The following is a 20195-nucleotide window of genomic DNA, read 5'->3' as shown; positions in this document are numbered from 1 at the left end:
AGCGGCCATCTACTTCATCGGAGAAGCTGACGTCGCATTGTTAGCCATACAGCGATGGAATTAAGGATGGCGGACCCGCAACGGCAGAATTCAACTGCCGCTTCTGCAAATCCCCAATCCCGAATGCCCAATCCCGTACCGCACCACGGCATCAGCGCTCGACGATCGCCACCACGCCCATGCCGCCGGCGGTGCAGATCGAAATCAATGCACGGCCGCCGCCGCGCTCTTCCAGCTGTTTGGCGGCCGTGGCCACCACGCGTGCGCCAGTGGCGGCGAACGGATGGCCGGTGGCCAGCGACGAGCCCAGCGGATTGATCTTGTCCGGGTCGATGCGTCCCAGCGGCGCATCCAGCCCGAGGCGATTGCGGCAGTAATCCTCGCTCTCCCAGGCACGCAACGTGCACAGCACCTGCGCGGCGAAGGCCTCGTGGATTTCGTAGATGTCGAAATCCTGCAGGGTCAGGCCCTGACGCGCCAGCATCTGCGGCACCGCGATGGTGGGCGCCATCAGCAGGCCTTCGCCATGCACGAAGTCGACTGCCGCCACCTGTGCATCGCGCAGGTAGGCCATCGGCGTGTGGCCATGCGCCAGCGCCCAGGCTTCGCTGGAGAGCAGCACCGCGGCGGCGCCATCGGTGAGCGGGGTGGAATTGGCGGCGGTCAACGTGCCGCGGCCGGAGGTCTTGTCGAAGGCCGGGCGTAGCGTGGCGAGTTTTTCCAGCGAGGTGTCCGCGCGCAGGATGTTGTCGCGCGAGACGCCGCGGAACGGCGCGATCAGCGAGTCGAAGAAACCGCGCTCATAGGCAGCGGCCAGCTTGTGGTGCGAAGCCACCGCCCATTCGTCCTGCGAATCGCGCGAGATGTTCCATTCCTTGGCCATGTCCTCGCAGTGGTCGCCCATGCTCTTGCCGGTGCGCGGCTCGGCCACGCCGGGGAACTCGGGCTTGAGCTCGGCCAGCTTGAAGCCACGCAGCAGCGCCCTGAGCTTGTCGCCGGTGGCCTTGGCACGGTTGGCGGCCAGCAGCCGTGCGCGCAACTTCTTGCCGTACACGATCGGCACTTCGGAGGTGGTGTCAGAGCCGCCGCCGATGCCCGAGTCGATCTGCCCCAGCGCGATCTTGTTGGCGATGGTGATCACCGAATCCAGGCTGGTGCCGCAGGCGCGCTGCAGGGTGATGCCCGGCGTCAGCGGCGACAGACCCGACGACAGCGCCGCCTCGCGCGCCAGGTTCCAGTCCGCGGAATGCTTGATCACCGCGCCCATCGCCACTTCGCCCAATTGCTGCCCATGCAACCCGAAGCGCTCGACCAACGCGCCCAGCGTGCGCACCGACATGCCCAGGTTGCCCACATCCGCGTACGCGGTGTTCTGACGACAGAACGGGATACGAACGCCGCCCAAAATGGCGACGGGACGGGCTGCGGGCATCGGTTGACCTGGCATGGAGGACTCGGGGACATGGCCTGCACAGGGCCGGCAGGCATAATGGCCGCAGTGTAGCTTCGACCCCGTGATGGGCCAACCGCGAATCATGAGCAAGACCGAACACGGCGTAACCGCCATGGGTGTGCTGGCGCTGGAATTGACCGGCGGAAGCGCCCCCGAGCGCGGCGCCTTGGCGCCGGCGCAGGCCGGCATGCTGGCCGAACGCATCGGCCGCGACCTGGCGCAATGGATCCCGGAAGTCCGCGATCTGGAATTGAGCGTGGCGTTGGCGCATTTCGATCCGTCCGAAGTGTTGCGGCCCGGCTGGCCGCTGCATCGGCGCCTGGAAGAGCTGCAGGCGCGTGCACCCGGGCGCGACCAGGGCCCGCGGGTGCTGGCCTTCGGTGCCGACGCGCAAGGCGAGATCCCGCTGCCGTTCCAGGCCGATGCGCAACTGGCCGGCGGTGGGTTGCGCGTGTTGCCGTTCCTGCTGTCGGGCGACCCGCACACGGTTGCCGGCGTGGCCGACGCCATGGAGGAAGTGCTGCTGGCCCAGGGAATGGCGCAGGCCGATACCGCGTTGCTGGCGCAGGAAAGCTTCGGCGCCCGCATCGAGCATGCGCGGTATCTCACCGCCAACGATCTGGCGGCGATGATGTCGATGCAGTACGACAATCAGGGCCTGGCGCCGCTGTGGCCGCTGATCGAAGCCGCACTGCTGGCGCCGCACACCGAAGAGTGGCTGGAGCAGCCCCCCGAGCCGGTGTTGCGCTACATCGATGGCGAAGTGCGTATCGCCTTGTTCGATCCCGCAGGCTGGTGCGATTACTACGCGCACGACCGCGAAGATTGCGAACGCCTGCGCGGCGTCTATGAGCACTATCTGGCACGCCAGCGGCAGATGGCCGCCGTGCTGGAAGCGCATGGGCTGCCCGTGCTGTACGTGCATATCGAGCCGGGCCAGGATCCGCGGCAGGCGCTGGCGGCGTGAGCCAGACGCCGGCGGCCTTGCCCCCTGCGCTGCAGGGCGTGCTGGAGACCGGCGTGTATGTTGCGGACCTGGAGCGCGCATGCGCCTTCTACGCGCGCGTGCTGGGGTTGCAACCGATGCACCGCGATACGCGCATGGCCGCCTACGCCATCGCGCCTGGGCAGGTCTTGTTGGTGTTCCTGCAAGGCAGCACCTCGGCGACGGTCACGCTGCCAGGCGGCACGATTCCGCCGCATGAAGGCAACGGGTGCCAGCATTTCGCACTGGCGGTCGCAAGCGATGCCCTGCCCGGCTGGGAAAATCACCTGCATGCCTGCGGGGTCGCCATCGAAGGCCGTACGCAATGGCCGGGCGGCGGGCAAAGCATTTACTTCCGCGATCCCGATGCGCATTTGCTGGAATTGGCGACACCGGGGTTGTGGGCGAATTATTGAGTGATCGCTGCGCGGTGAGCCGCATTTGCCGTGATCGATCAACACCTGAGGTTGTCGCGCGATTGGCGGGCTGGATGCCACCGGTTCGATCTCCTCGAACAGCGTGCACTGCCTTCAAGCGAACTGTTCGCGTGCCCGATTGGCTCTGGCCCGATCGGCCTTGGACAGACACCGCGTCTGCCTACGCACAATGACCGCTGGCAAGCGGATCACCGGGTGATCGCCAGGGGCAGTGGAAGACGGCGTTTGCCGCGTTCGTTCGACAATCGCTGCGCTGGATGCGCACGGCTCGCGCTTACGGCATCGGCAAGCTGCCGCATCCAGGCGCATGCACCCATGTGTGCGCCATATCGCGATCGGAGCGAAGGTTGGACGCTGCACCTCGCGCCTACGCAAACGCCGCGGCGCTGTCGCCGCGGCGTTGGTGTGTGAGCTGCAGCGCTGCCTGCATGTCCACCGGCCGGTCGGCCGACATCGCCCGCAACGTCGTCGTATTCAACCGTTGCCGTGCATCGACAACGGTCGCGGAGCGCTTACTTGGTCGCCGCCTGCGCGTTGTCGGTGGTGATCACGCCGCAAGCCAGGCGGCCGCCCGCGTTGCCGGTGGGCTGGGTTTTGTAGTCGTCTGCGTCGGCATGCACGATCACCGCGTGGCCGGCGATATCGAACTGGTCGGCCTTGCCGAGGTTGACGTTGCTGGAGACCGGGCCGTCGATGCTGGCGTTACCCTGCGCGTCGGCGGTGATGTTGGGCATGTCGCCACCGTGGTGCGGCTCGGCGCTGACGTTGCCGTGATCGGACTGGGACGGGTTGAAGTGACCGCCGGCGCTGCTGCCGTCCGGTGCGCTGCAATCGCCCTTTTCGTGGATGTGGAAGCCGTGCTCGGTATTGGGCTTGAGGCCGCTGAGCTGGCCGGTGACGCGCAGCGCACCGTCGACGGTCTTGAACGTCACCGTGCCTTTGACGTCATTGCCCTTGGTCGGCTTGAGCTCGGCGGTTGCGGTGGTGGTGGCCGCCGCCTCGGTGACCATGGAGGCGGCGTGTTCGCCACCGTGCGCCGCTTCGGCCGGCGTGCTGGCCTGCGGTGCGGGTGCCCGCTCGGCCGGCGCTGGTTCCTCGCGCTTGCACGCGGTCAGCACCAGGGCGGTGGCCAGAAACAAGGTGGTCGGAACAATGCGCATGGAGTACTCCTGAAGAAAGGCCGCAACTGCAGCCGTTGACGCCCCGACTCAGGGCTGCGAAGGGGGCGTGCCCCATTGGGTGACGCGAATGACGCCGCAGGCCAGGCGCGCACCGGCATTGCCGCTGGGCTGGCTGCGATAGTCGTCGGGGTCGGCATGCACGATCAGCGACTTGCCGACCACGTCGGTCGGGGCGCCATCGCCCAGACTGATGCCGGACAGAATCATGTCCAGATGCACCACGCCTTCGGCGTCTGCACGCAGATTGTCCATGTCGCCCAGATGATGCGCGCCGCCACCGGCACGCCCGTGCGGCGCGCCACCCGGGTTGAAATGCGCGCCTGCGCTGCTGGCATCGGCCGCGCTGCAATCGCCGCGTTCGTGCACATGGAATCCGGACACACCGCCCGGACGCAGGCCGCCGATGGTGCCGGTGAGGCGGATGCCCTGCAGCGCCGGCACCAGCACCACCCGGCCGCTGACCAGGCTGCCCGAGGCCGAAGCCAGCGCGGCCTCGGCTTGCTGCACCGGGCGCGCAGGCACGATCCGCGCCGCTGGCGGCGGAGGCGCCTTGGGCGGCGGTGGCGTGCTGCTGCAGGCGGCCAGCGCCAGCGCGGTGAGGGCAACGATCGTGGGCGACCGGTAACGCATCGAGCAGTTCTCCTGATCAGGCTGGAAACCTATGCGGGCGCATGTTCACGTGTCATGAAATGGGCCTGCTGGCGGCACGGGAGTGTACGGGGTCGGTGTGCCGGGTCGGCTTGTCGGATGGTGTGCGAGGCGCCAGGCACGCTGCGTGACTGCCCGGACGACGGCGTCGGCACGGCAGGGTTGCGGTGGCGTCATCGACAGCGCCGCATGCGGCGGCGTACCACTCATCAATGCTTGCCGCGGGCACTGTCGGGCGGCCTCGGCTCGATCAAGGCATCGCTGGATAGGTGCGCGGGCACTCGCGCTTTCATCGGCCGGCACCCTCGCCCCAACCCCGTCCCCATCGGCGAGGGGCGTTGGACCCAGATCAGCGGCGTTTGCGCCCCGGGCCGAGTTTGCGGGTGACCGTGTTGCGGCCCAGTCCCAGGCGGGCAGCAGCTTCGGCGCGGCGGCCCTGGGTGAGTTGCAGGGCCGCTTCGAGCAAGGTCCTGTCCAGGCGCTCGCGCGCTTCGGCGTGCAGGCCCTGGGCACCTTCGCTCAGGCGTTGCGCGGCCCAGCTGGAAAGCATGTCGTCCCACTGCCCGTCGCTGCGGCCGCTGCGGTGACGCCGGCCGCCGCGCGCCAATGCGGCGTCCACGTCGACCACGTCGATGATGTCCGAGGTCGCCAGCGCCGCCAGGCGCCAGCACACGTTTTCCAGTTCGCGCACGTTGCCGGGCCAGTCGTACTGGCGCAGGTCTTCCAGCGCGGCCGACGAGAGCCGCTTGGGCAGCATGTCGAGTTTGCGCCCGGCCATGGCCAGGAAATTTTCGGCCAGTTGCGCGATGTCGCCGCGCCGTTCGCGCAGTGGCGGCAACTGCAGGCGCACCACATCCAGGCGGTGCAGCAGATCGGCGCGGAAGCGGCCTTGTTCGACCAGCGCTTCCAGGTCCTGGTGGGTGGCGGCAATCACGCGTACATCGACGCGGATCAATTCGCGCCCACCGACGCGGAAGAATTCGTTCTCTGCCAACACGCGCAGCAGGCGGGTCTGCAGCGGCAACGGCATGTCGCCGATTTCGTCCAGAAACAGCGTGCCGCCATCGGCCTGTTCGAAGCGGCCGATATGCCGTTTGGTCGCCCCGGTAAAGGCGCCGGTTTCGTGGCCGAACAATTCGCTTTCCAGCAGTTCGGCCGGGATGGCGGCGGTGTTGAGCGCGACGAAGGGTTTGCGCGCGCGCGGCGATTCGTTGTGCAGCGCGCGCGCGACCAGCTCCTTGCCGGTACCGGTTTCGCCATTGATCAGCACCGACAGCGGCGCCTGCGCCAGGCGCCCGATCGCGCGGAACAAGGCCTGCATCGCGGGCGTGTCGCCGATCAGCGAAGCCGAGCCCTCGGCCAGCCGCGTGGCGACGATTTCTTCGACGCCGGCATCGGCGTCCGGCAGCGCGCGTGCGGCCAGTGCCACCGCGTCGTCCAGGTCGAACGGCTTGGACAGGAACTCGTGCGCCCCGCCGCGGAAGGCACCGGCGGTGCTGGCAACGTCGGTATAGGCCGACATCACGATCACCGGCAAGTGCGGGTGTTTGGATTTGAGTTTGTCGAGCAGGGTCAGGCCGTCTTCGCCGGGCATGCGCACGTCGGTGAACAGCAAATCCGGCGTGGGCCGCATGGCGAGCGCCTGCAGCGCGGCGGCGGCGCTGTCGAAGCCGTCCACGGCATAGCCGGCATCGCGCAAGGCGGTGGACAGCACGAAACGGACCGACCGGTCGTCGTCGACCACCCAGATATGGGATACGGCGGCGGCCTCAGCCATGCGGTTGCTCCTTGTCGTGATCGCCGGCCAGCTCGGGCAGCAGCAGGGTGAAAACGGTATGGCCCGGACGCGAGCGATAGGTCAGCGTGCCGTGGTGCTCGCGCGAAACCTGCTGGGCCAGCGCCAGGCCCAGACCGCTGCCTTCGGCACGGCCACTGACCAGTGGCAGAAACAGGTGCTCGGCCAGTTCTTCCGGCACGCCGCCGCCGTCGTCGATGATTTCCAGCCGCAGCGACATCGCATGCACGCGGTCGCGGATGCGCTGGCCATGCTCCACGCGGGTGCGCAGCGTCACGCGTGTGGCGCCGGCCTGGAAGGCGTTGCGCACCAGGTTCCACACCGCCTGGGTCAGGCGGTCGCCATCGCCCAGAATGTCGGGAATGCTGGGGTCGTAGTCGCGCTGCACCTGCACCGACCAGCCGCCTTCAGCTTCGGCCAGGCGTAGCACGCGTTCGAGCACGACATGGATGTTGAGGCGGTCGTGCGGGCGCGCCGGGGTGGGCGAGAGCAGCCGTTCGAGCAGGGTGTTGAGGCGCTCGATCTCGGTGCCGATCAGCTCGATCAGCTCGCGCTCGTCTTCGTCGCGCCCGGCCGCGCGGCGCGCCAGCAGCTGCGCGGCGCCCTTGAGCCCGGCCAGCGGGTTACGCAGCTCGTGCGCCAACCCTTTCAGCGCAGCGCTCAAGGCATTGGGCAGGGCGTGGGTGGGATCGAGCGCGGGAAATTCGTCGACCGGGTGGGTTTCCAGCAGCCAGCCGCCATCGTCCAGCCGCGACAGCCAGCCTTCGGCAAAACGCGGCGCATCGTTGGGCAGGCCCAGCGCCAGCCGGTGCAGGCGCAAGACGTCACGTTCGTCGTTGAGCAGAAAGCGCGCCAACGCGTCGCCCTGCACTTCCAGCGCGGCCAGGGGCTGTTCGACCAACCGCCGTGCACTGACCCCGAGCCAGCGCGCGAACGCCGGGTTGACGCCCAGCACGTGGCCCTCGCGGTCGGCCCAGGCGACCGGTGTGCCCAGGCTGTCCAGTGATGGCATGGAAGAGGACGTCACCATTGCACCAATTTAGTGCAAAGCGCAGCGCCATGCATCGATGTCGCGCAAAGCGAAGCGCACGGAGACACCATGGAGGCCGGACGGCGGCGGGTCGCACCGATCCAGCGTGCATCCGCGCCGGCAGTCACGGGCGTGGGGCTGGTCATGCAGGCACCTCGGCAGTGGTTCCGCGCCCAATGGGCGGCGGGGGAAAACGGACCCGGCTGGGCGGTCCCGGCCGGGTCAGGGCGCCACCCGCGGCAGCGCGGCCGCGGGTGTGCATGCTCAGGACTCGTACGCAGCTTCACCGTGGGAGGTGATGTCCAGGCCCTCGCGCTCGGCTTCTTCGCTGACGCGCAGGCCGAACACCAGCTTGGCCACCAGGAACCCGACCACCGACACCACGCCGATCCAGCCCACGGTGATGCCTACGCCCAGGGCCTGGATACCGACTTGGTGCACGATGTCGTAATCGCCACCCTTCTGGCCGCCAAGCGAGGCCGCCGAGAACACGCCGGTGAGGATGGCACCGATGATGCCGCCCAGGCCATGCACGCCGAACACGTCCAGGCTGTCGTCGGCGCCCAGCAGGCGCTTCAGGCCGGTGACGCCCCAGACGCACAGCACGCCGGCGGCAAGACCAATGACGATCGCGCCGAACGGACCCACGGTGCCGCAAGCCGGAGTGATGCCGACCAGGCCGGCCACCATGCCCGAGGCCACGCCCAGGGCGGACGACTTGCCCTTGATGATCTTCTCGGTCAGCGACCAGCCCAGGATGGCGGCGGCGGTAGCCAGCAAGGTGTTGAGGAAGGCCAGCGCCGCACCGGCATTGGCTTCCAGGTTGGAACCGGCATTGAAGCCGAACCACCCCACCCACAGCAGCGAGGCGCCGACGAAGGTCAGGGTCACGTTGTGCGGCTTAATCGCCTCACGCCCCAGCCCGGCACGCTTGCCGACGAAGTAGGCGCCGACCAGGCCGGCAACACCGGCATTGATATGCACGACCGTGCCACCGGCGAAATCCAGCGCGCCCAGTCCGAACAGGTACCCGCCGGTGGCCCAGACCATGTGCGCTAGCGGCAGGTAGCCGAAGGTGAACCAGATCACCGAGAACAGCAGCACCGCAGCGAACTTGGCGCGTTCGGCGAAGGCGCCGACGATCAGCGCACCGGTGATGCCGGCAAAGGTCGCCTGGAACGCGACGAACACGTATTCCGGCAGGCTCACGCCCTTGGTGAAGGTCGCCGCCAGGGTTTCGATGGTGACGCCCTTGAGTAGCGCCTTGTCCAGATTGCCGATCCACGCGCCTTCGCCGGAGAACGCCAGGCTGTAGCCATACAGCACCCACAGGACGGTCAGCAGCGAAAAGACTGTGGCGACCTGGATCAGCACCGACAGCACGTTCTTGGCGCGCACCATGCCGCCGTAGAACAGCGCCAGGCCCGGCACCACCATCATCAGCACCAGCAAGGTGGAGGTCAGCATCCAGGCGACGTCGCCCTTCTCCACCACCGGCGCGGCTTCGGCGGCGGCGACCGGCGGGGCGACCGGCTGCGCCGACGGCAGCGGTTCGGTGGTGACCGGCTCGGTCGGCAACGGCGTGACCTGCGCACCGGACTGCGCCTGCGCGCTGCCCATGCCGCCCACCATCAGCGCGCTGAACAGCATCAGCATGCACACGCTGTAGAACCGGGCTTTCCACCCGGCAAAAAGAGCTGTCTTCATACGAACTCCGGGGCTGGTGGGGTCAGAGCGCATCGGCGCCGATCTCGCCGGTGCGGATGCGCACCACCTGCTCGATCGCGGTCACGAAGATCTTGCCGTCGCCGATCTTGCCGGTGCCGGCGGCGTTCTGGATCGCTTCGACCACCGCGTCCAGACGGTCGTCGGTGACCACCGTTTCGATCTTGATCTTGGGCAGGAAGTCGACGACGTACTCGGCGCCGCGGTACAGCTCGGTGTGGCCTTTCTGGCGCCCGAAGCCCTTGACCTCGGTCACGGTGATGCCCGACACGCCTGCTGCAGACAAGGCCTCGCGGACCTCGTCGAGCTTGAACGGCCGGATGATGGCGGTGATCAATTTCATGCGCATACCCCGAATGGAGGAAAGAACCGGCCGGCATTGCGCCGCCCGGCGGTGTCAGTCACCTGGATGCCACCCCGGCATCCGATCGTTCGCGATTGCGCGGACCCCAGCAGATGCCATGCATCCGCCTCGTGGGAGAGGTCAGGCCCGCACGCCGCGAACGATGTGCTCTCTCGTTACCCCTGCGATCCACGGCCGGAGCCCTGGATCGATCGAACATGTGCGGCGATGGCGGAGGTGGGAGGGGGGCCTCCGCCATCACCGCGGTGGAACTCAGTTGCCGTAGTACAGCTGGTACTCCAACGGGTGGGTCGCAGCACGGAACTTGGTGACTTCCTGCATCTTCAGCGCGATATAGCCGTCGATGAAGTCGTCGCTCATCACGCCGCCGGCCTTGAGGAACTCGCGGTCCTTGTCCAGCGCTTCCAGGGCCTGGTCCAGGCTGGAGCACACCTGCGGGATCAGCTTCTCTTCTTCCGGCGGCAGGTCGTACAGGTCCTTGTCGCTCGGGGCGCCCGGGTCGATCTGGTTCTTGATGCCGTCCAGGCCGGCCATCATCAGCGCGGTGAAGGTCAGGTAGCCGGACTGCAACGGATCGGGGAAGCGCATTTCGATGCGGCGCGCCTTCGGGTTGGTGACCCACGGAATGCGGCACGAGGCCGAACGGTTACGCGCCGAATAGGCCAGCATCACCGGCGCCTCGAAGCCCGGAACCAGGCGCTTGTAGCTGTTGGTGCCGGAGTTGGCGAAGGCGTTGATCGCGCGGGCATGCTTGAAGATGCCGCCGATGTACCACAGCGCCAGCTGCGACAGGCCGCCGTAGCCGTCGCCGGTGAACAGGTTGACGCCGCCCTTGGCCAGCGACTGGTGCACGTGCATGCCCGAGCCGTTGTCGCCCACGATGGGCTTGGGCATGAAGGTGGCGGTCTTGCCGTTGCGGTAGGCGACGTTCTTGATGATGTACTTCATCGTCAGCAGTTCGTCGGCCTTCTGCACCAGCGAGCTGAACTTGGTGCCGATCTCGCACTGGCCGGCGGTGGCCACTTCGTGGTGGTGCACCTCGGTTTCGATGCCGACCTGTTCCAGCGTCTTGATCATTTCCGCGCGCAGGTCGTGCAGGCTGTCGGTCGGCGGAACCGGGAAGTAGCCGCCCTTCACGCCCGGGCGGTAACCGCTGTTGCCGCCGTCGTACTTTTCGCCGGTGTTCCAGGCCGCCTCTTCCGAACCCACCTGGAAGAAGGTGTGGCCCATGTCGTTGGCAAAGCGCACCGAATCGAAGATGAAGAATTCCGGCTCCGGGCCGAAGAACGCCTGGTCTGCGGTGCCGGAGGACTTCAGGTAGGCCTCGGCGCGCTTGGCGATGCCGCGCGGGTCGCGCTCATAGCTCTGCATGGTGGCCGGGTCGAGGATGTCGCAGGTCAGCACGATGGTCGGATCGGCGAAGAACGGATCCAGATACGCGGTGCCCGCGTCCGGCAGCAACACCATGTCCGACTCGTTGATGCCCTTCCAGCCCGCGATCGAACTGCCGTCGAACATCTTGCCTTCTTCAAACAGCGCCGGCTCGATGATATTGACCGGAAAGGTGATGTGCTGCTGTACACCACGCATATCGACGAAGCGCAGGTCGACGAACTCGACCTTGTTGTCCTTGATCAGCTTTTCAACATTTTCCACGGACATCGGAAGAAACCTCAGGCAGGAGTTAAGTGGCTCGTGGGCGGTAGTACAGCAGGGATCGTGCCAAGCCTGTGCGCTTCACAAGCCCTTGATTTTGCTTACATCGCTCGCAACTGTACCACCGGCATCGCACCATGAAAGTGCAAAGCGCAAATTAGAACGCACCGATATGGTGCATGCCGCAATGCACTATCCTGGCGCCTCCCTCACCCCTGCCCAGTCCGATGTCCGATCTGATTTCCGCCCTGTTGTTGGGCATTCTCGAAGGCCTCACCGAATTCCTGCCGATCTCCAGCACCGGCCACCTGTTGATCGCCGAACAATGGCTCGGACGCCGTTCTGACTTCTTCAATATCGTCATCCAGGCCGGCGCGATCCTGGCCATCTGCCTGGCGCTGCGGCAGCGCCTGTGGAGCCTGGCCACCGGCCTGGGCGAGCGCGCCAACCGCGACTACGTGCTCAAGGTCGGCGTGGCCTTCCTGGTCACCGCGGTGGTCGGGCTGATCGTGCGCAAGGCCGGCTGGCAATTGCCCGAAACGCTCCAACCGGTCGCCTGGGCGTTGCTGATCGGCGGGGTATGGATGCTGGTGGCCGAACACTTCGCCGGCAAGCTGCCCGAGCGCGATGTGGTGACCTGGAAGGTAGCCATCGCCGTAGGCCTGGCGCAGGTCGTGGCCGGTGTTTTTCCCGGAACGTCGCGCTCGGCCTCGACGATCTTCATCGCGATGCTGCTGGGCCTGAGCAAGCGCTCGGCAGCGGCGGATTTCGTGTTCATGGTGGGCATTCCGACCATGTTTGCGGCCAGCGGCTACGCGCTGCTGGAGATGTACAAGGAAGGCGGTTTCGGCACCGAAAACTGGACCGACGTGGCGGTGGCCTTCGTGGCGGCGACCATCACCGGCTTTGTGGTGGTGAAGTGGCTGCTGGGCTATATCAAGAAGCACCGTTTCACGGTGTTTGCGGTGTATCGCATGCTGCTGGGCGCCGCCCTGCTGCTGTGGCTGCCGGCGGCGGCGGGCTGACATTCCACCGCCCCGGCCTGCACGTCGTGATGGCTGCGACGTGCAGGCCGGGCGCACACAAACGCGCTGGGCACTGCCGCGTCCGCGCGCTGCCAGCCGATTGCGGGCAACGGCCGCCCCGCCGGATATCGGACGCAGTCGCTTGGTTGGTGGCTCTGATGCGTCCACGTCGTGACGCCGGTCATTGCCCCGGGCGCACGCTGGCGGTATCACTGACGCATCGACCACCGGGAGCTGCGCATGCGTGCCGTGTTCTTCGCCCCTGCATTGCTGGCGGCGGGCGTGACGGCCTGCGGGTCGGGTGCATCGCCGGACCCACCCGGCTCCGGCCACGCTGCTGCGCGGGCACCGGTCACCGCTCCCCCCGACACGGACAATGTCCCATTGCGCGCTGCCCTGCGTGCGCAGCACTGGCACTTGCAGCAGGCCAGCGATGCGCATGGCACGGCCTTGCGCAGTCTGTTCGTCGACGGCGTGTCGCCAGTGCAACTGGACTTCGACGATCAGCGCATCCAGGTCAGCCAGACCTGCAACGCGCTGGGCGCCAACTACAGCGTGGCCCAGGCGCACGTGCAGATTGGCCGGGTGGTCTCGAGCAAGCGGATGTGCGCCGATGCACGCCGGATGGCGCAGGAACGCGCGGCCAGCGACCTGTTGTCCGGGCGCTTTGCAGTGGTCATGGACAACGCGGCAGCCGTGCCTGGCCTGACCCTGACCCGCAGCGACGGCACCGTGCTGATCTTCGGCGGTACGCCCACCGCGGACACCCGGTATGGCGGGCCGGGGCAGACGCTGCTGATCGAAGTGGCCGCAGAGACCGTGCCCTGCGTTTTGGACCCTGCGCGCCGCTGCCTCCAAGTGCGCGAGCACGAGCCGGGCGCGGCCGCCGCGACAGCGGCCGCCACGTCGTGGCAGCCCTACGACGGCACGATCGAGGGTTTCGACCATGAAGAGGGAATCCGCACGCTGCTGCGCGTGACCCGCTACCCGGCCGTCAGCGCGCCTGACGCCAAACCGGTCTACGTGCTCGACCAGATGATCGAAGCCGGCGGCTAGCGCAGCCGCAGTAGGGAGCCGGCGACGGCATCGCACGCTGCGACGCCGCCCCGCATCACAACCGGATGAGCACCTTGCCCACGTGTTGCGCCTTGGCGAAATAGTCCAAGGCCTGGGGCGCCTCATCGAACCGAAACGTCTTGCTGTGCAGGGTCTTGATGCGGTGCTGCTCGATCGCCCGCAGCAGGTCCACGAACATCGCCCGGCTGCCGTTGGCGATCCCGCGAATGGTCACGTTCTTGCGGATCAACGCCACGTAATCGGGAATGGGCGAAGACGCCCCGGGGGTGACGCCGATCACCACGATGGTCGCGTTCGCGGCCGCCGCCTTGATCGACTGCCCCAAGGTGTCCTGCCCGCCGGTCTCGATGATCACGTCCACGCCACCGCCGGACAGCTGCACGACTGCCTCGGCCCAGTCGGGGTGGGTGCGGTAGTTGACGGTGATGTCGGCGCCCAGGCGGCGTGCGAGCTCGAGCTTGTCGTCGCTGGACGAGGTGATGGCGACGCGGGCCCCGTGCAGCTTGGCCAGCTGGAGCGCGGCCATCGAGACGCCACCGGTTCCCAGACACAGCACCAGGTCGCCGGCCTTGATCCTGGCCACGTCCACCAGGGCGTTCCAGGCGGTCACCGCGGCCGATGCCAGCGCCGCGACATCCTCGTCCTCCAGCGACGCAGGCACCTTGATCAGGGCACTGGCAGGCAGCGACACCTTTTCGGCCAGCCAGCCGTCGTGGGTCACGCCCAGGTCGTGGGCGAACATCTCGGCATCGAACCTGCCCTCCAGCCAGGTGGGAAAGTGCCCGCTGACGACACGGTCGCCTGGCGCGACCTGGCCGACACCGGCACCGACGGAGGTCACGATGCCCACGCCCTCGGCAACCGGAACGCGCGTGGGCGCAAGCTTGCCGCCGTAGGTGCCTTTCAGGATCTGCAGGTCGCGGTTGATCAGGCCGACCAGCCGCGGAGCGACGATGACCTCACCTGGCCCTGCGACCGGCTCAGGCATCTGGACCGCGACCAGGCTGTCAAGGCCGGTTTGATTGCCAATCTGGAATGCTTTCAAGGGGATTACCTGTGCTGCGACGCCGGCCGGACGTGGCTGGCGTCAGGGGATGGGCGATCGACGCCATCGGCGCGATCACTCAGCGCAGCGACGGGTTCAACGTGTAGGTGCCGTGCAACGCCGCTTCGGCCAGCACATGCCCCTGCATCGCCGACAGCACATCGGCGGCGGTAAAGCTGTCGGGCAGGCTGAGTTTGGCCACGTCCAGCGCGAACACGCGGAAGAAATACCGGTGCACGCGCAGGTCGTTGAACGGCGGGTACGGGCCGTCGTAGCCACGGTAGTGGCCGGCCATGTCGGCATTGCCGGCGAACCACTGGGTGTAGGAATTCAGGCCCTGCCGGGCACCGGCCGGGCCGGCTGGCTGCTGCTTGCCCTTGACCACGAAGCCGTCGCTGCAGCTGCCCGCCGCAATCTCATGCACATCGGCGGGGATATCGGCCATGGCCCAATGCACGAAATCGGTGCGTGGCTGCTCGACGGGAATCCGCAGGTCGTCACGGCCGACGGTGTCGGGCACGGTCGGCACGTCCGGGTCCAGGCACAGCAGCGCAAACGACTGTGTACCGGCCGGCACCTCGCTCCAGGCCAGGTGCGGATTGCGGTTGGGCGCAAAGCCCTCCGGCGTGCCGGCGGCAAATTCCACCGCGATGGGGTTGCCGTTTTCGATGCTGTTGCTGGTCAGACGCATGGCGGGTCTCCGAGGGAAGCGATACGGATCAGGGTGCCTGGGTCCGCGCCACAGCGGAAGACGTCGCGATGGAACCTTCTGATGCGCTCGGCCGGGTTTACCGCCGCGTACGTACCGCGCCTGCACACGATGCGACGAAGCGACTGCGGCCACGCCCAACTGCCGTGGGCGCGACCGCGTTGATGGCGCCTCAGTCCTGCGGGTAGCCGAAGCGCACCGCGATCAGGGTGAGCAGATCGAACTGCGCGCCGAGCACGCCGCGGTAATCGCGCCAGCGGCCGGAGGCCAACCGTGCCGGGCCACGCGGTTCGACCAGCGGGAAGCTCAGCCCGAACGCCTGCTCCAGGGCCGTCGAAATACCCTGCGGGTCGTTTTCGATCCCGTCCAGCCGGATGATGCGGTGGGGGTACAGGTCGCGCTCGCGCAGCGTGGCCAGCTGTTCCAGCGCGATCAGCAACCAGTCGGTGGCCTGCTGCGGCGATTGCAGTGCCAGCGGCGCCGACGCCCCGGCCGAGAGCCAGTCCAGCAACATGTCGCGCGGGTCGCGCAACGCGATCGCCAGCCGGCCCTCGGGCAGATGCGGGCGCAGCGCGGTCAGCAAGGTGTTGTCCCACCACAGCAACCAGTCGATGACATTGCCATCGTCGATGCCGCGGCGCGGCAGTTGCGCCTTCCAGCCTTCCACCAGCGCCGTCGGTGCCAATTCGCCAGAGGCCAACTGTTCGAGGGTGCGGTAGCTCTGCAGCGCATCCGATGGCGGCGTGGTGCCATAGCGGTCGCCACGCACCAGTGGGGTGGCCGCGCCCATCACCGCGACCAGGCGTTCGACATGCGAGCCGGGCGTGCCCCACACGAACAGCGGGCGTGCGGTGACCGTGTCGGGAATGCTGCCCAGCGCAGGCCACTGCGTCGGCTGCCTGGCTGCCTGCGGCGGCAGCGGCAACCGATGCTGGGCCTGTTCGCGGTGGAACTGCATCCAGGTACCCACGGCGGCATCGGGCTGGCCGGCGCGGTCCTGCACATTGCCCAGCCATGGCCGCAGCACGGTCTGCTGCGGTGCAGGCAGCGACTCGATCAACGATTCGACGCAGGCGATCGCCGCCGGCGGGTCGCGTCGCAGCAAGGCTTCGACGATGCGCTGCTCGCCGCTGATGCGGCCCGGCTCCACCGCCACGATCTGGCGCGCCACCATTTCCGCCTCGTCGGCCTGGCCCTGCATGTCGTGCACGCGCATCAGCGCTTCCAGCGCCGGCAGGTGTTCGGGCATGGCCAGCAGCCAGCGCTCGATCACCGCCTGCGCCTGCGGCCCACCGACCGGCTCCACTGCCAGGCGCGCCAGCCACAGGTCGTGTGCCGTGGCCGAGGTGGCCAGTGCCGCATCCAGGGTGTCGCGCGCATCGTCCACCGCGCCCAGCCGCTCCCAGGCGGTGAGCAGCGCGTGCAACGTGCGGCGATCGGCCGGCCAGTGCGCCAGTGCCAGGCGCAGGTGCGCGGCGGCCTGATCGGGACGACCGGCCTGCAGCTCCATCTCGCCGGCCAGCCGGCGCATGGCCGGCAGATCGCCGCCGGGCTGCTCGAGCACGCCCTGCATCGCCGCCAGTGCATCGTCCAGGCGGCCCTGGCGTTGGGCCAGTTGCGCAATGAAGGCGCGCAGTGCGGTGCCCGGCGGATTGAGCTCGATCACGCGCTCGAAGGCGCGCTCGGCGAACGCAAAATGCTCCTTCTGCAGATACGCAAAACCCAGCGAAAACAGCACGCGGGCATCGTCGGGCAGCTGCTCGGCAGCGCGGGTCAACAGCGCCAGCGCGCGGTCGCTGTGGCCGCGGCGCATTTCCACCACGCCATCGACCGCCAGCAATTGCGGGTGTTCCGGCGCCAGGCGCGCAGCGGTGCGGCTCAGCCGCTCGGCCTCGTCCAGATCGCCGCGTGCCACCGCCAGATGCGCCTGCATCACGTAGGCATTGAACTGGTTGGGATCCAGCGCGGTACTGCGCGACAGCGCGGCATCGGCGGCGGACAGATCGCGCGTGGCCAGCAATGCGCCGGCGCGCAGCAGGTGCAGGTCGGCATCTTCGGGCGTCAGCGTCAGCGCGGTATCGATGCTGTCCAGTGCCAGCACCGGCTGCCCTTGCTGCTGCAGCGCAAGCGCCAGCCAGCGGTGGGCACCGGCGTGATCGGGCGCGTTGGTGACCCACTCGCGGGCCAGCGCCACCGCATCGTCGGCCGCATTGCGGCGCAGGGCTTGAAGGATGGCGTCTTGCATGGCGGTGGCGGTCCCGGACAAACCGCTATTGTAACGATGCGCGCTGCGGCGGCTTGCATGGGCGACGCACGCTGCTGCCTGCCGCCGTGTGCAGGGTGGGCGTTATCGGCGGTGCGAACCCACATCGATCGTTCGCGCCGGCCAGAGGTTCAAACGCTTGCCGACGTCCGACGCAGCACGCTCGCGCCGCAGGCCACGCAGAGCGCCCCAAACATCAACTGGCCCAGATGCCAGAGCGCAGCATGGGCGCCGACGGAAACCGATCCTGCGCGGGAGCGGAACAGGATCTGCCCGGTCTGCGGCCGGGTGTAGAGGCTGATAGCGCTGAAGTAGACCCTCACGCAACCGACGATCACTGGCAAAACGGCGATCACTGCATCCATGGACGGATGTCGTCTCAGCGTCATTCGCGCGCGGTGGTCAGCCGCTCGGCCACCCAGCGTTCGGCAAAGCCGTCGCCGCGGGCGTTTTCCAGAAAGCCGCAATGCCCGCCCCAGCGTGCGATTTCCAGCTTTGCATGCGCCGGCAACTGCCAGGCGGCGAAATCGGCGAACGGAATCACCGGGTCGTCTTCGGCCATCAGGATGTCGACCGGCACCTGCAGGTTGGCCAGGCGTTGGCCGGCAATCGAGTAGCTGTCGAAATACGCTTCCAGCGAGCCGTGTCCGGTGTGCTTCACCGCCAGCCAGGCCATCAGCCCGCGCATGTCCAGCGCCAGGGTGGCGTCGTCGTACCCGTGCTGCTCGGGGAACAGCTTGCGCTTGCGCAGCAGCGATTCGCGCCATTTACGGCGGAAGTACCAGTCGTAGAACTGCGGGCCCTTCTCCAGCTGGGTCATGGTGGCGGCCGGGTCCAGCAACGGGCACACCGCCGCCACGCGCGCCAGCGGCAGGCCGGCGGCGGGCGCACGCAGCGCCAGCCGCAGCGCGAAATTCCCGCCCAGCGAATACCCTGCAGCCAGCAACTGCGGCGCAGGAAAACGCCGCCACAGATCGCCTGCGGCATTGACCACTTCTTCGATGCGGTCGGAGTGGAACAGGTCTACATTGAGATGGTGGGTACCGCCGTGGTCGCGGAAGTTCAGCCGGAACACCTGGTAGCCCAGACCGAGCAGGCGCGCGGCGGTCAGGCGCATGTAGTTGGAATCGGCGCTGCCCTCCCAGCCATGCAGCAACAGCACGGTGCCGCGCGGTGGCGCATCGCCGGGCGGGATGCTCATCCAACCCTGCAGGCGCACACCGTCGCCGCCATCGAGGATATGTTCGCTGGTGACCGCACCGCTGGCGGCCAGCAACTGGCGGCTACGGATGCGCCGCAAGGCGCTGCTGCCCAGCACCGATTGCACGTGAGGATTGCGCAGCCAGCGCGGCGGCAAGTAATCGGAGGCGTTCATGCGCGCATCGCACCGGCGTTGCGGCTGGCCGCAGGGGAGAGGCGCGTGCGCATCGTCGGCTAGGATTCCATCGCTGCGACGATCCGTTGGCGCGAGGTCTCGGCCATGCGACGGCGGCCTTCGATGTCCAGCGCGCGAATCGGCTCGAGAAAATGCACTTCGGCCAGCCGCGACGGCTCGCCCAACAGGCGCACGATATTGGCGAAGAAACTCTCGCGCTCACCGAAGGCCACCACCGCCTGCGCGTTGCCGCGCAGCCCGTACCGCAGCGCCACCGGCTGTACCGGCACCCCGGCTTCCACCGCCGCCTGGAAGATGCGCGCATGGAACGGGCCCACTTCGGTACCGCCACGGGTACGTCCTTCCGGGAACACCCCCACCGGCTTGCCGCTTTGCAGGCGCAGCAGCATTTCCTGCAGCACCCCGCCCAGCGATTCGGTATTGCCGCGCTGGTGGAAGATGGTCTGGCCCTTGGTTGCCAGCCAGCCCACCAGCGGCCAGCCGGCGATTTCGCGCTTGGCCACAAACCCCATCACGCGCTGGCTGTGCAGGATGGAGATATCCACCCAGCTGAGGTGGTTGGCCACGAACAGGGTCGCGCCCGGTAGCGGCGTCCCGAAGCGGCGCAGCCGGAAGCCGAACACCCGCATCAAGGTGCCCTGCCACCAGCGGATCATCCGCTCCTCCAGGGTGTCGTCGTGCCCGATCCGGATCTGCGCCAGCGCCGGCACCACCACGCACAGCATGGTGACCGGCAGGCCGAGACACAGATGCAGCAACAACAGTGGCACCCGGTAGAGGTACCGGAACCAACGCAACGCGCCGCCAGCGTCGCGCGTGGCGTCCAGGGATGACTCGCTCATTCGACGAACGGAACCGGTAACGGGGGAAGGAAGCGCAACCATTGTGACAGCAGCGTGGCCGCCGCGCAGTGCCGGCAGCGGATGACGCTGTTCCATGCATGCCGCTGCCGGGCGAGCTCAGCCATTGCTGCGCGCGACCACCGCCAGGGTCAATCGCGACACACAGACGCGTTTGCCGGCCGGGTTTTCGATGGTGATGTCCCAGACATGCGTGCTACGCCCCACATGTACCGCCCGTGCAGTGCCGGTCACCAGCCCCTGGGTGGCGGCGCGCAGGTGATTGGCATTGATCTCCAGCCCCACGCAGATCTGGGTCGACATATCCACGCACAGGTTGCCGGCGCTGCTGCCCAGCGTTTCGGCCAGCACCACCGAGGCGCCACCGTGCAGCAGGCCGTAGGGCTGCCTGGTGCGCGCATCCACCGGCATGGTGGCGCGCAGCCAATCGTCACCGGCTTCGGTAAAGACGATGCCCAGATGCTCGATCAAGGTATCGCGGCTGGCGGCATTGAGGGCGGCTAAATCGACGGGTTCGCGGAAGGTCATGGGCTGGGAATGGGGAAT

19 protein-coding genes are annotated in these 20195 nt (G+C 67.7%); 4 read left to right on the top strand and 15 right to left on the bottom strand.

The window, feature by feature from the left end:
* Positions 1-151: 151 nt before the first annotated feature.
* Entirely contained in the window at positions 152-1447 is a 1296-nt protein-coding gene (locus LN450_RS21640; protein WP_011345927.1) for an acetyl-CoA C-acetyltransferase, read from the bottom strand.
* Between the two features lie 88 nt (positions 1448-1535).
* Here LN450_RS21640 and LN450_RS21635 point away from each other — a divergent pair, with 88 nt between their 5' ends.
* Together LN450_RS21635 and LN450_RS21630 are read left to right on the top strand one after the other, a co-directional pair.
* The gene (locus LN450_RS21635; RefSeq protein WP_039417480.1) at positions 1536-2420 is read left to right on the top strand and encodes a hypothetical protein; all 885 of its coding nucleotides are present in this window, start codon (positions 1536-1538) and stop codon (positions 2418-2420) included.
* A complete protein-coding gene (locus tag LN450_RS21630) occupies positions 2417-2854 on the top strand; it encodes a VOC family protein (protein WP_011345925.1) in 438 nt (145 codons plus the stop codon). Before LN450_RS21635 ends, LN450_RS21630 begins: the two co-directional genes overlap by 4 nt.
* Before the next feature lie 533 nt (positions 2855-3387).
* On the opposite strand, the gene LN450_RS21625 is transcribed toward LN450_RS21630, so the two are convergent.
* The 7 genes from LN450_RS21625 to glnA form a co-directional block, all read right to left on the bottom strand.
* Positions 3388-4035 carry a superoxide dismutase family protein gene (locus LN450_RS21625; RefSeq protein ID WP_011345923.1) on the bottom strand — a complete coding sequence of 216 codons (648 nt, stop codon included), beginning with the start codon at positions 4033-4035 and terminating at the stop codon, positions 3388-3390.
* 48 nt (positions 4036-4083) lie between these two features.
* The gene (locus LN450_RS21620) at positions 4084-4686 is read right to left on the bottom strand and encodes a superoxide dismutase family protein (RefSeq protein ID WP_011345922.1); all 603 of its coding nucleotides are present in this window, start codon (positions 4684-4686) and stop codon (positions 4084-4086) included.
* A 367-nt stretch (positions 4687-5053) separates the two neighbouring features.
* On the bottom strand, positions 5054-6481 hold the full coding sequence (ntrC, locus tag LN450_RS21615) for a nitrogen regulation protein NR(I) (protein WP_008571547.1): 1428 nt from the start codon (positions 6479-6481) through the stop codon (positions 5054-5056).
* Entirely contained in the window at positions 6474-7529 is a 1056-nt protein-coding gene (locus tag LN450_RS21610) for a two-component system sensor histidine kinase NtrB (protein WP_011345921.1), read from the bottom strand. Before LN450_RS21610 ends, ntrC begins: the two co-directional genes overlap by 8 nt.
* A gap of 264 nt (positions 7530-7793) precedes the next feature.
* Entirely contained in the window at positions 7794-9236 is a 1443-nt protein-coding gene (locus LN450_RS21605) for an ammonium transporter (protein ID WP_011345920.1), read from the bottom strand.
* Between the two features lie 22 nt (positions 9237-9258).
* Positions 9259-9597 (bottom strand): P-II family nitrogen regulator, encoded by a 339-nt coding sequence (locus LN450_RS21600; protein WP_002808480.1) that lies wholly within the window; start codon positions 9595-9597, stop codon positions 9259-9261.
* Positions 9598-9870: 273 nt separating this feature from the next.
* Positions 9871-11280 carry a type I glutamate--ammonia ligase gene (glnA, locus tag LN450_RS21595; RefSeq protein WP_003488480.1) on the bottom strand — a complete coding sequence of 470 codons (1410 nt, stop codon included), beginning with the start codon at positions 11278-11280 and terminating at the stop codon, positions 9871-9873.
* A 221-nt stretch (positions 11281-11501) separates the two neighbouring features.
* Between glnA and LN450_RS21590 the strand changes: the two genes are divergently transcribed.
* Complete coding sequence (locus LN450_RS21590) at positions 11502-12299, top strand: undecaprenyl-diphosphate phosphatase (RefSeq protein WP_007968085.1); 798 nt, start codon at positions 11502-11504, stop codon at positions 12297-12299.
* Between the two features lie 240 nt (positions 12300-12539).
* Positions 12540-13355, top strand: a complete 816-nt coding sequence (locus tag LN450_RS21585; RefSeq protein WP_011345919.1) for an META domain-containing protein — start codon at positions 12540-12542, stop codon at positions 13353-13355.
* 55 nt (positions 13356-13410) lie between these two features.
* Here the strand turns inward: LN450_RS21585 and LN450_RS21580 are convergent, their stop codons facing one another.
* From LN450_RS21580 to LN450_RS21550, 7 genes are all read right to left on the bottom strand, one after another.
* Positions 13411-14421 (bottom strand): zinc-dependent alcohol dehydrogenase family protein, encoded by a 1011-nt coding sequence (locus LN450_RS21580; RefSeq protein WP_039417472.1) that lies wholly within the window; start codon positions 14419-14421, stop codon positions 13411-13413.
* 79 nt (positions 14422-14500) lie between these two features.
* The gene (locus LN450_RS21575; protein WP_011345917.1) at positions 14501-15112 is read right to left on the bottom strand and encodes a YbhB/YbcL family Raf kinase inhibitor-like protein; all 612 of its coding nucleotides are present in this window, start codon (positions 15110-15112) and stop codon (positions 14501-14503) included.
* Between the two features lie 190 nt (positions 15113-15302).
* Positions 15303-17375 (bottom strand): tetratricopeptide repeat protein, encoded by a 2073-nt coding sequence (locus tag LN450_RS21570; RefSeq protein ID WP_011345916.1) that lies wholly within the window; start codon positions 17373-17375, stop codon positions 15303-15305.
* Positions 17376-17524: 149 nt separating this feature from the next.
* Positions 17525-17758, bottom strand: coding sequence for a hypothetical protein (locus tag LN450_RS21565; protein WP_039417469.1), 234 nt, complete (start codon positions 17756-17758; stop codon positions 17525-17527).
* A 20-nt stretch (positions 17759-17778) separates the two neighbouring features.
* On the bottom strand, positions 17779-18768 hold the full coding sequence (locus tag LN450_RS21560) for a YheT family hydrolase (RefSeq protein WP_011345914.1): 990 nt from the start codon (positions 18766-18768) through the stop codon (positions 17779-17781).
* Between the two features lie 59 nt (positions 18769-18827).
* On the bottom strand, positions 18828-19727 hold the full coding sequence (locus LN450_RS21555) for a lysophospholipid acyltransferase family protein (protein ID WP_011345913.1): 900 nt from the start codon (positions 19725-19727) through the stop codon (positions 18828-18830).
* A gap of 21 nt (positions 19728-19748) precedes the next feature.
* Entirely contained in the window at positions 19749-20177 is a 429-nt protein-coding gene (locus LN450_RS21550) for a hotdog fold thioesterase (protein WP_011345912.1), read from the bottom strand.
* Positions 20178-20195: the final 18 nt, after the last annotated feature.

Origin of the sequence: Xanthomonas euvesicatoria pv. euvesicatoria (assembly GCF_020880415.1) — a bacterium.
Taxonomy (GTDB): Bacteria; Pseudomonadota; Gammaproteobacteria; order Xanthomonadales; family Xanthomonadaceae; genus Xanthomonas; species Xanthomonas euvesicatoria.
This window is presented reverse-complemented; position numbering and strand designations above follow the sequence as displayed.

Bases quoted from the DNA above. Each gene is read 5' to 3' on its own strand.
- LN450_RS21600 (WP_002808480.1), bottom strand. From the start codon at position 9,597: ATGAAATTGATCACCGCCATCATCCGGCCGTTCAAGCTCGACGAGGTC.
- LN450_RS21590 (WP_007968085.1), top strand. From the start codon at position 11,502: ATGTCCGATCTGATTTCCGCCCTGTTGTTGGGCATTCTCGAAGGCCTC.
- LN450_RS21575 (WP_011345917.1), bottom strand. From the start codon at position 15,112: ATGCGTCTGACCAGCAACAGCATCGAAAACGGCAACCCCATCGCGGTG.
- LN450_RS21570 (WP_011345916.1), bottom strand. From the start codon at position 17,375: ATGCAAGACGCCATCCTTCAAGCCCTGCGCCGCAATGCGGCCGACGAT.
- LN450_RS21640 (WP_011345927.1), bottom strand. From the start codon at position 1,447: ATGCCAGGTCAACCGATGCCCGCAGCCCGTCCCGTCGCCATTTTGGGC.
- LN450_RS21565 (WP_039417469.1), bottom strand. From the start codon at position 17,758: ATGGATGCAGTGATCGCCGTTTTGCCAGTGATCGTCGGTTGCGTGAGG.
- glnA (WP_003488480.1), bottom strand. From the start codon at position 11,280: ATGTCCGTGGAAAATGTTGAAAAGCTGATCAAGGACAACAAGGTCGAG.
- LN450_RS21605 (WP_011345920.1), bottom strand. From the start codon at position 9,236: ATGAAGACAGCTCTTTTTGCCGGGTGGAAAGCCCGGTTCTACAGCGTG.
- LN450_RS21635 (WP_039417480.1), top strand. From the start codon at position 1,536: ATGAGCAAGACCGAACACGGCGTAACCGCCATGGGTGTGCTGGCGCTG.
- LN450_RS21560 (WP_011345914.1), bottom strand. From the start codon at position 18,768: ATGAACGCCTCCGATTACTTGCCGCCGCGCTGGCTGCGCAATCCTCAC.
- ntrC (WP_008571547.1), bottom strand. From the start codon at position 6,481: ATGGCTGAGGCCGCCGCCGTATCCCATATCTGGGTGGTCGACGACGAC.
- LN450_RS21585 (WP_011345919.1), top strand. From the start codon at position 12,540: ATGCGTGCCGTGTTCTTCGCCCCTGCATTGCTGGCGGCGGGCGTGACG.
- LN450_RS21550 (WP_011345912.1), bottom strand. From the start codon at position 20,177: ATGACCTTCCGCGAACCCGTCGATTTAGCCGCCCTCAATGCCGCCAGC.
- LN450_RS21620 (WP_011345922.1), bottom strand. From the start codon at position 4,686: ATGCGTTACCGGTCGCCCACGATCGTTGCCCTCACCGCGCTGGCGCTG.
- LN450_RS21555 (WP_011345913.1), bottom strand. From the start codon at position 19,727: ATGGAACAGCGTCATCCGCTGCCGGCACTGCGCGGCGGCCACGCTGCT.
- LN450_RS21610 (WP_011345921.1), bottom strand. From the start codon at position 7,529: ATGGTGACGTCCTCTTCCATGCCATCACTGGACAGCCTGGGCACACCG.
- LN450_RS21625 (WP_011345923.1), bottom strand. From the start codon at position 4,035: ATGCGCATTGTTCCGACCACCTTGTTTCTGGCCACCGCCCTGGTGCTG.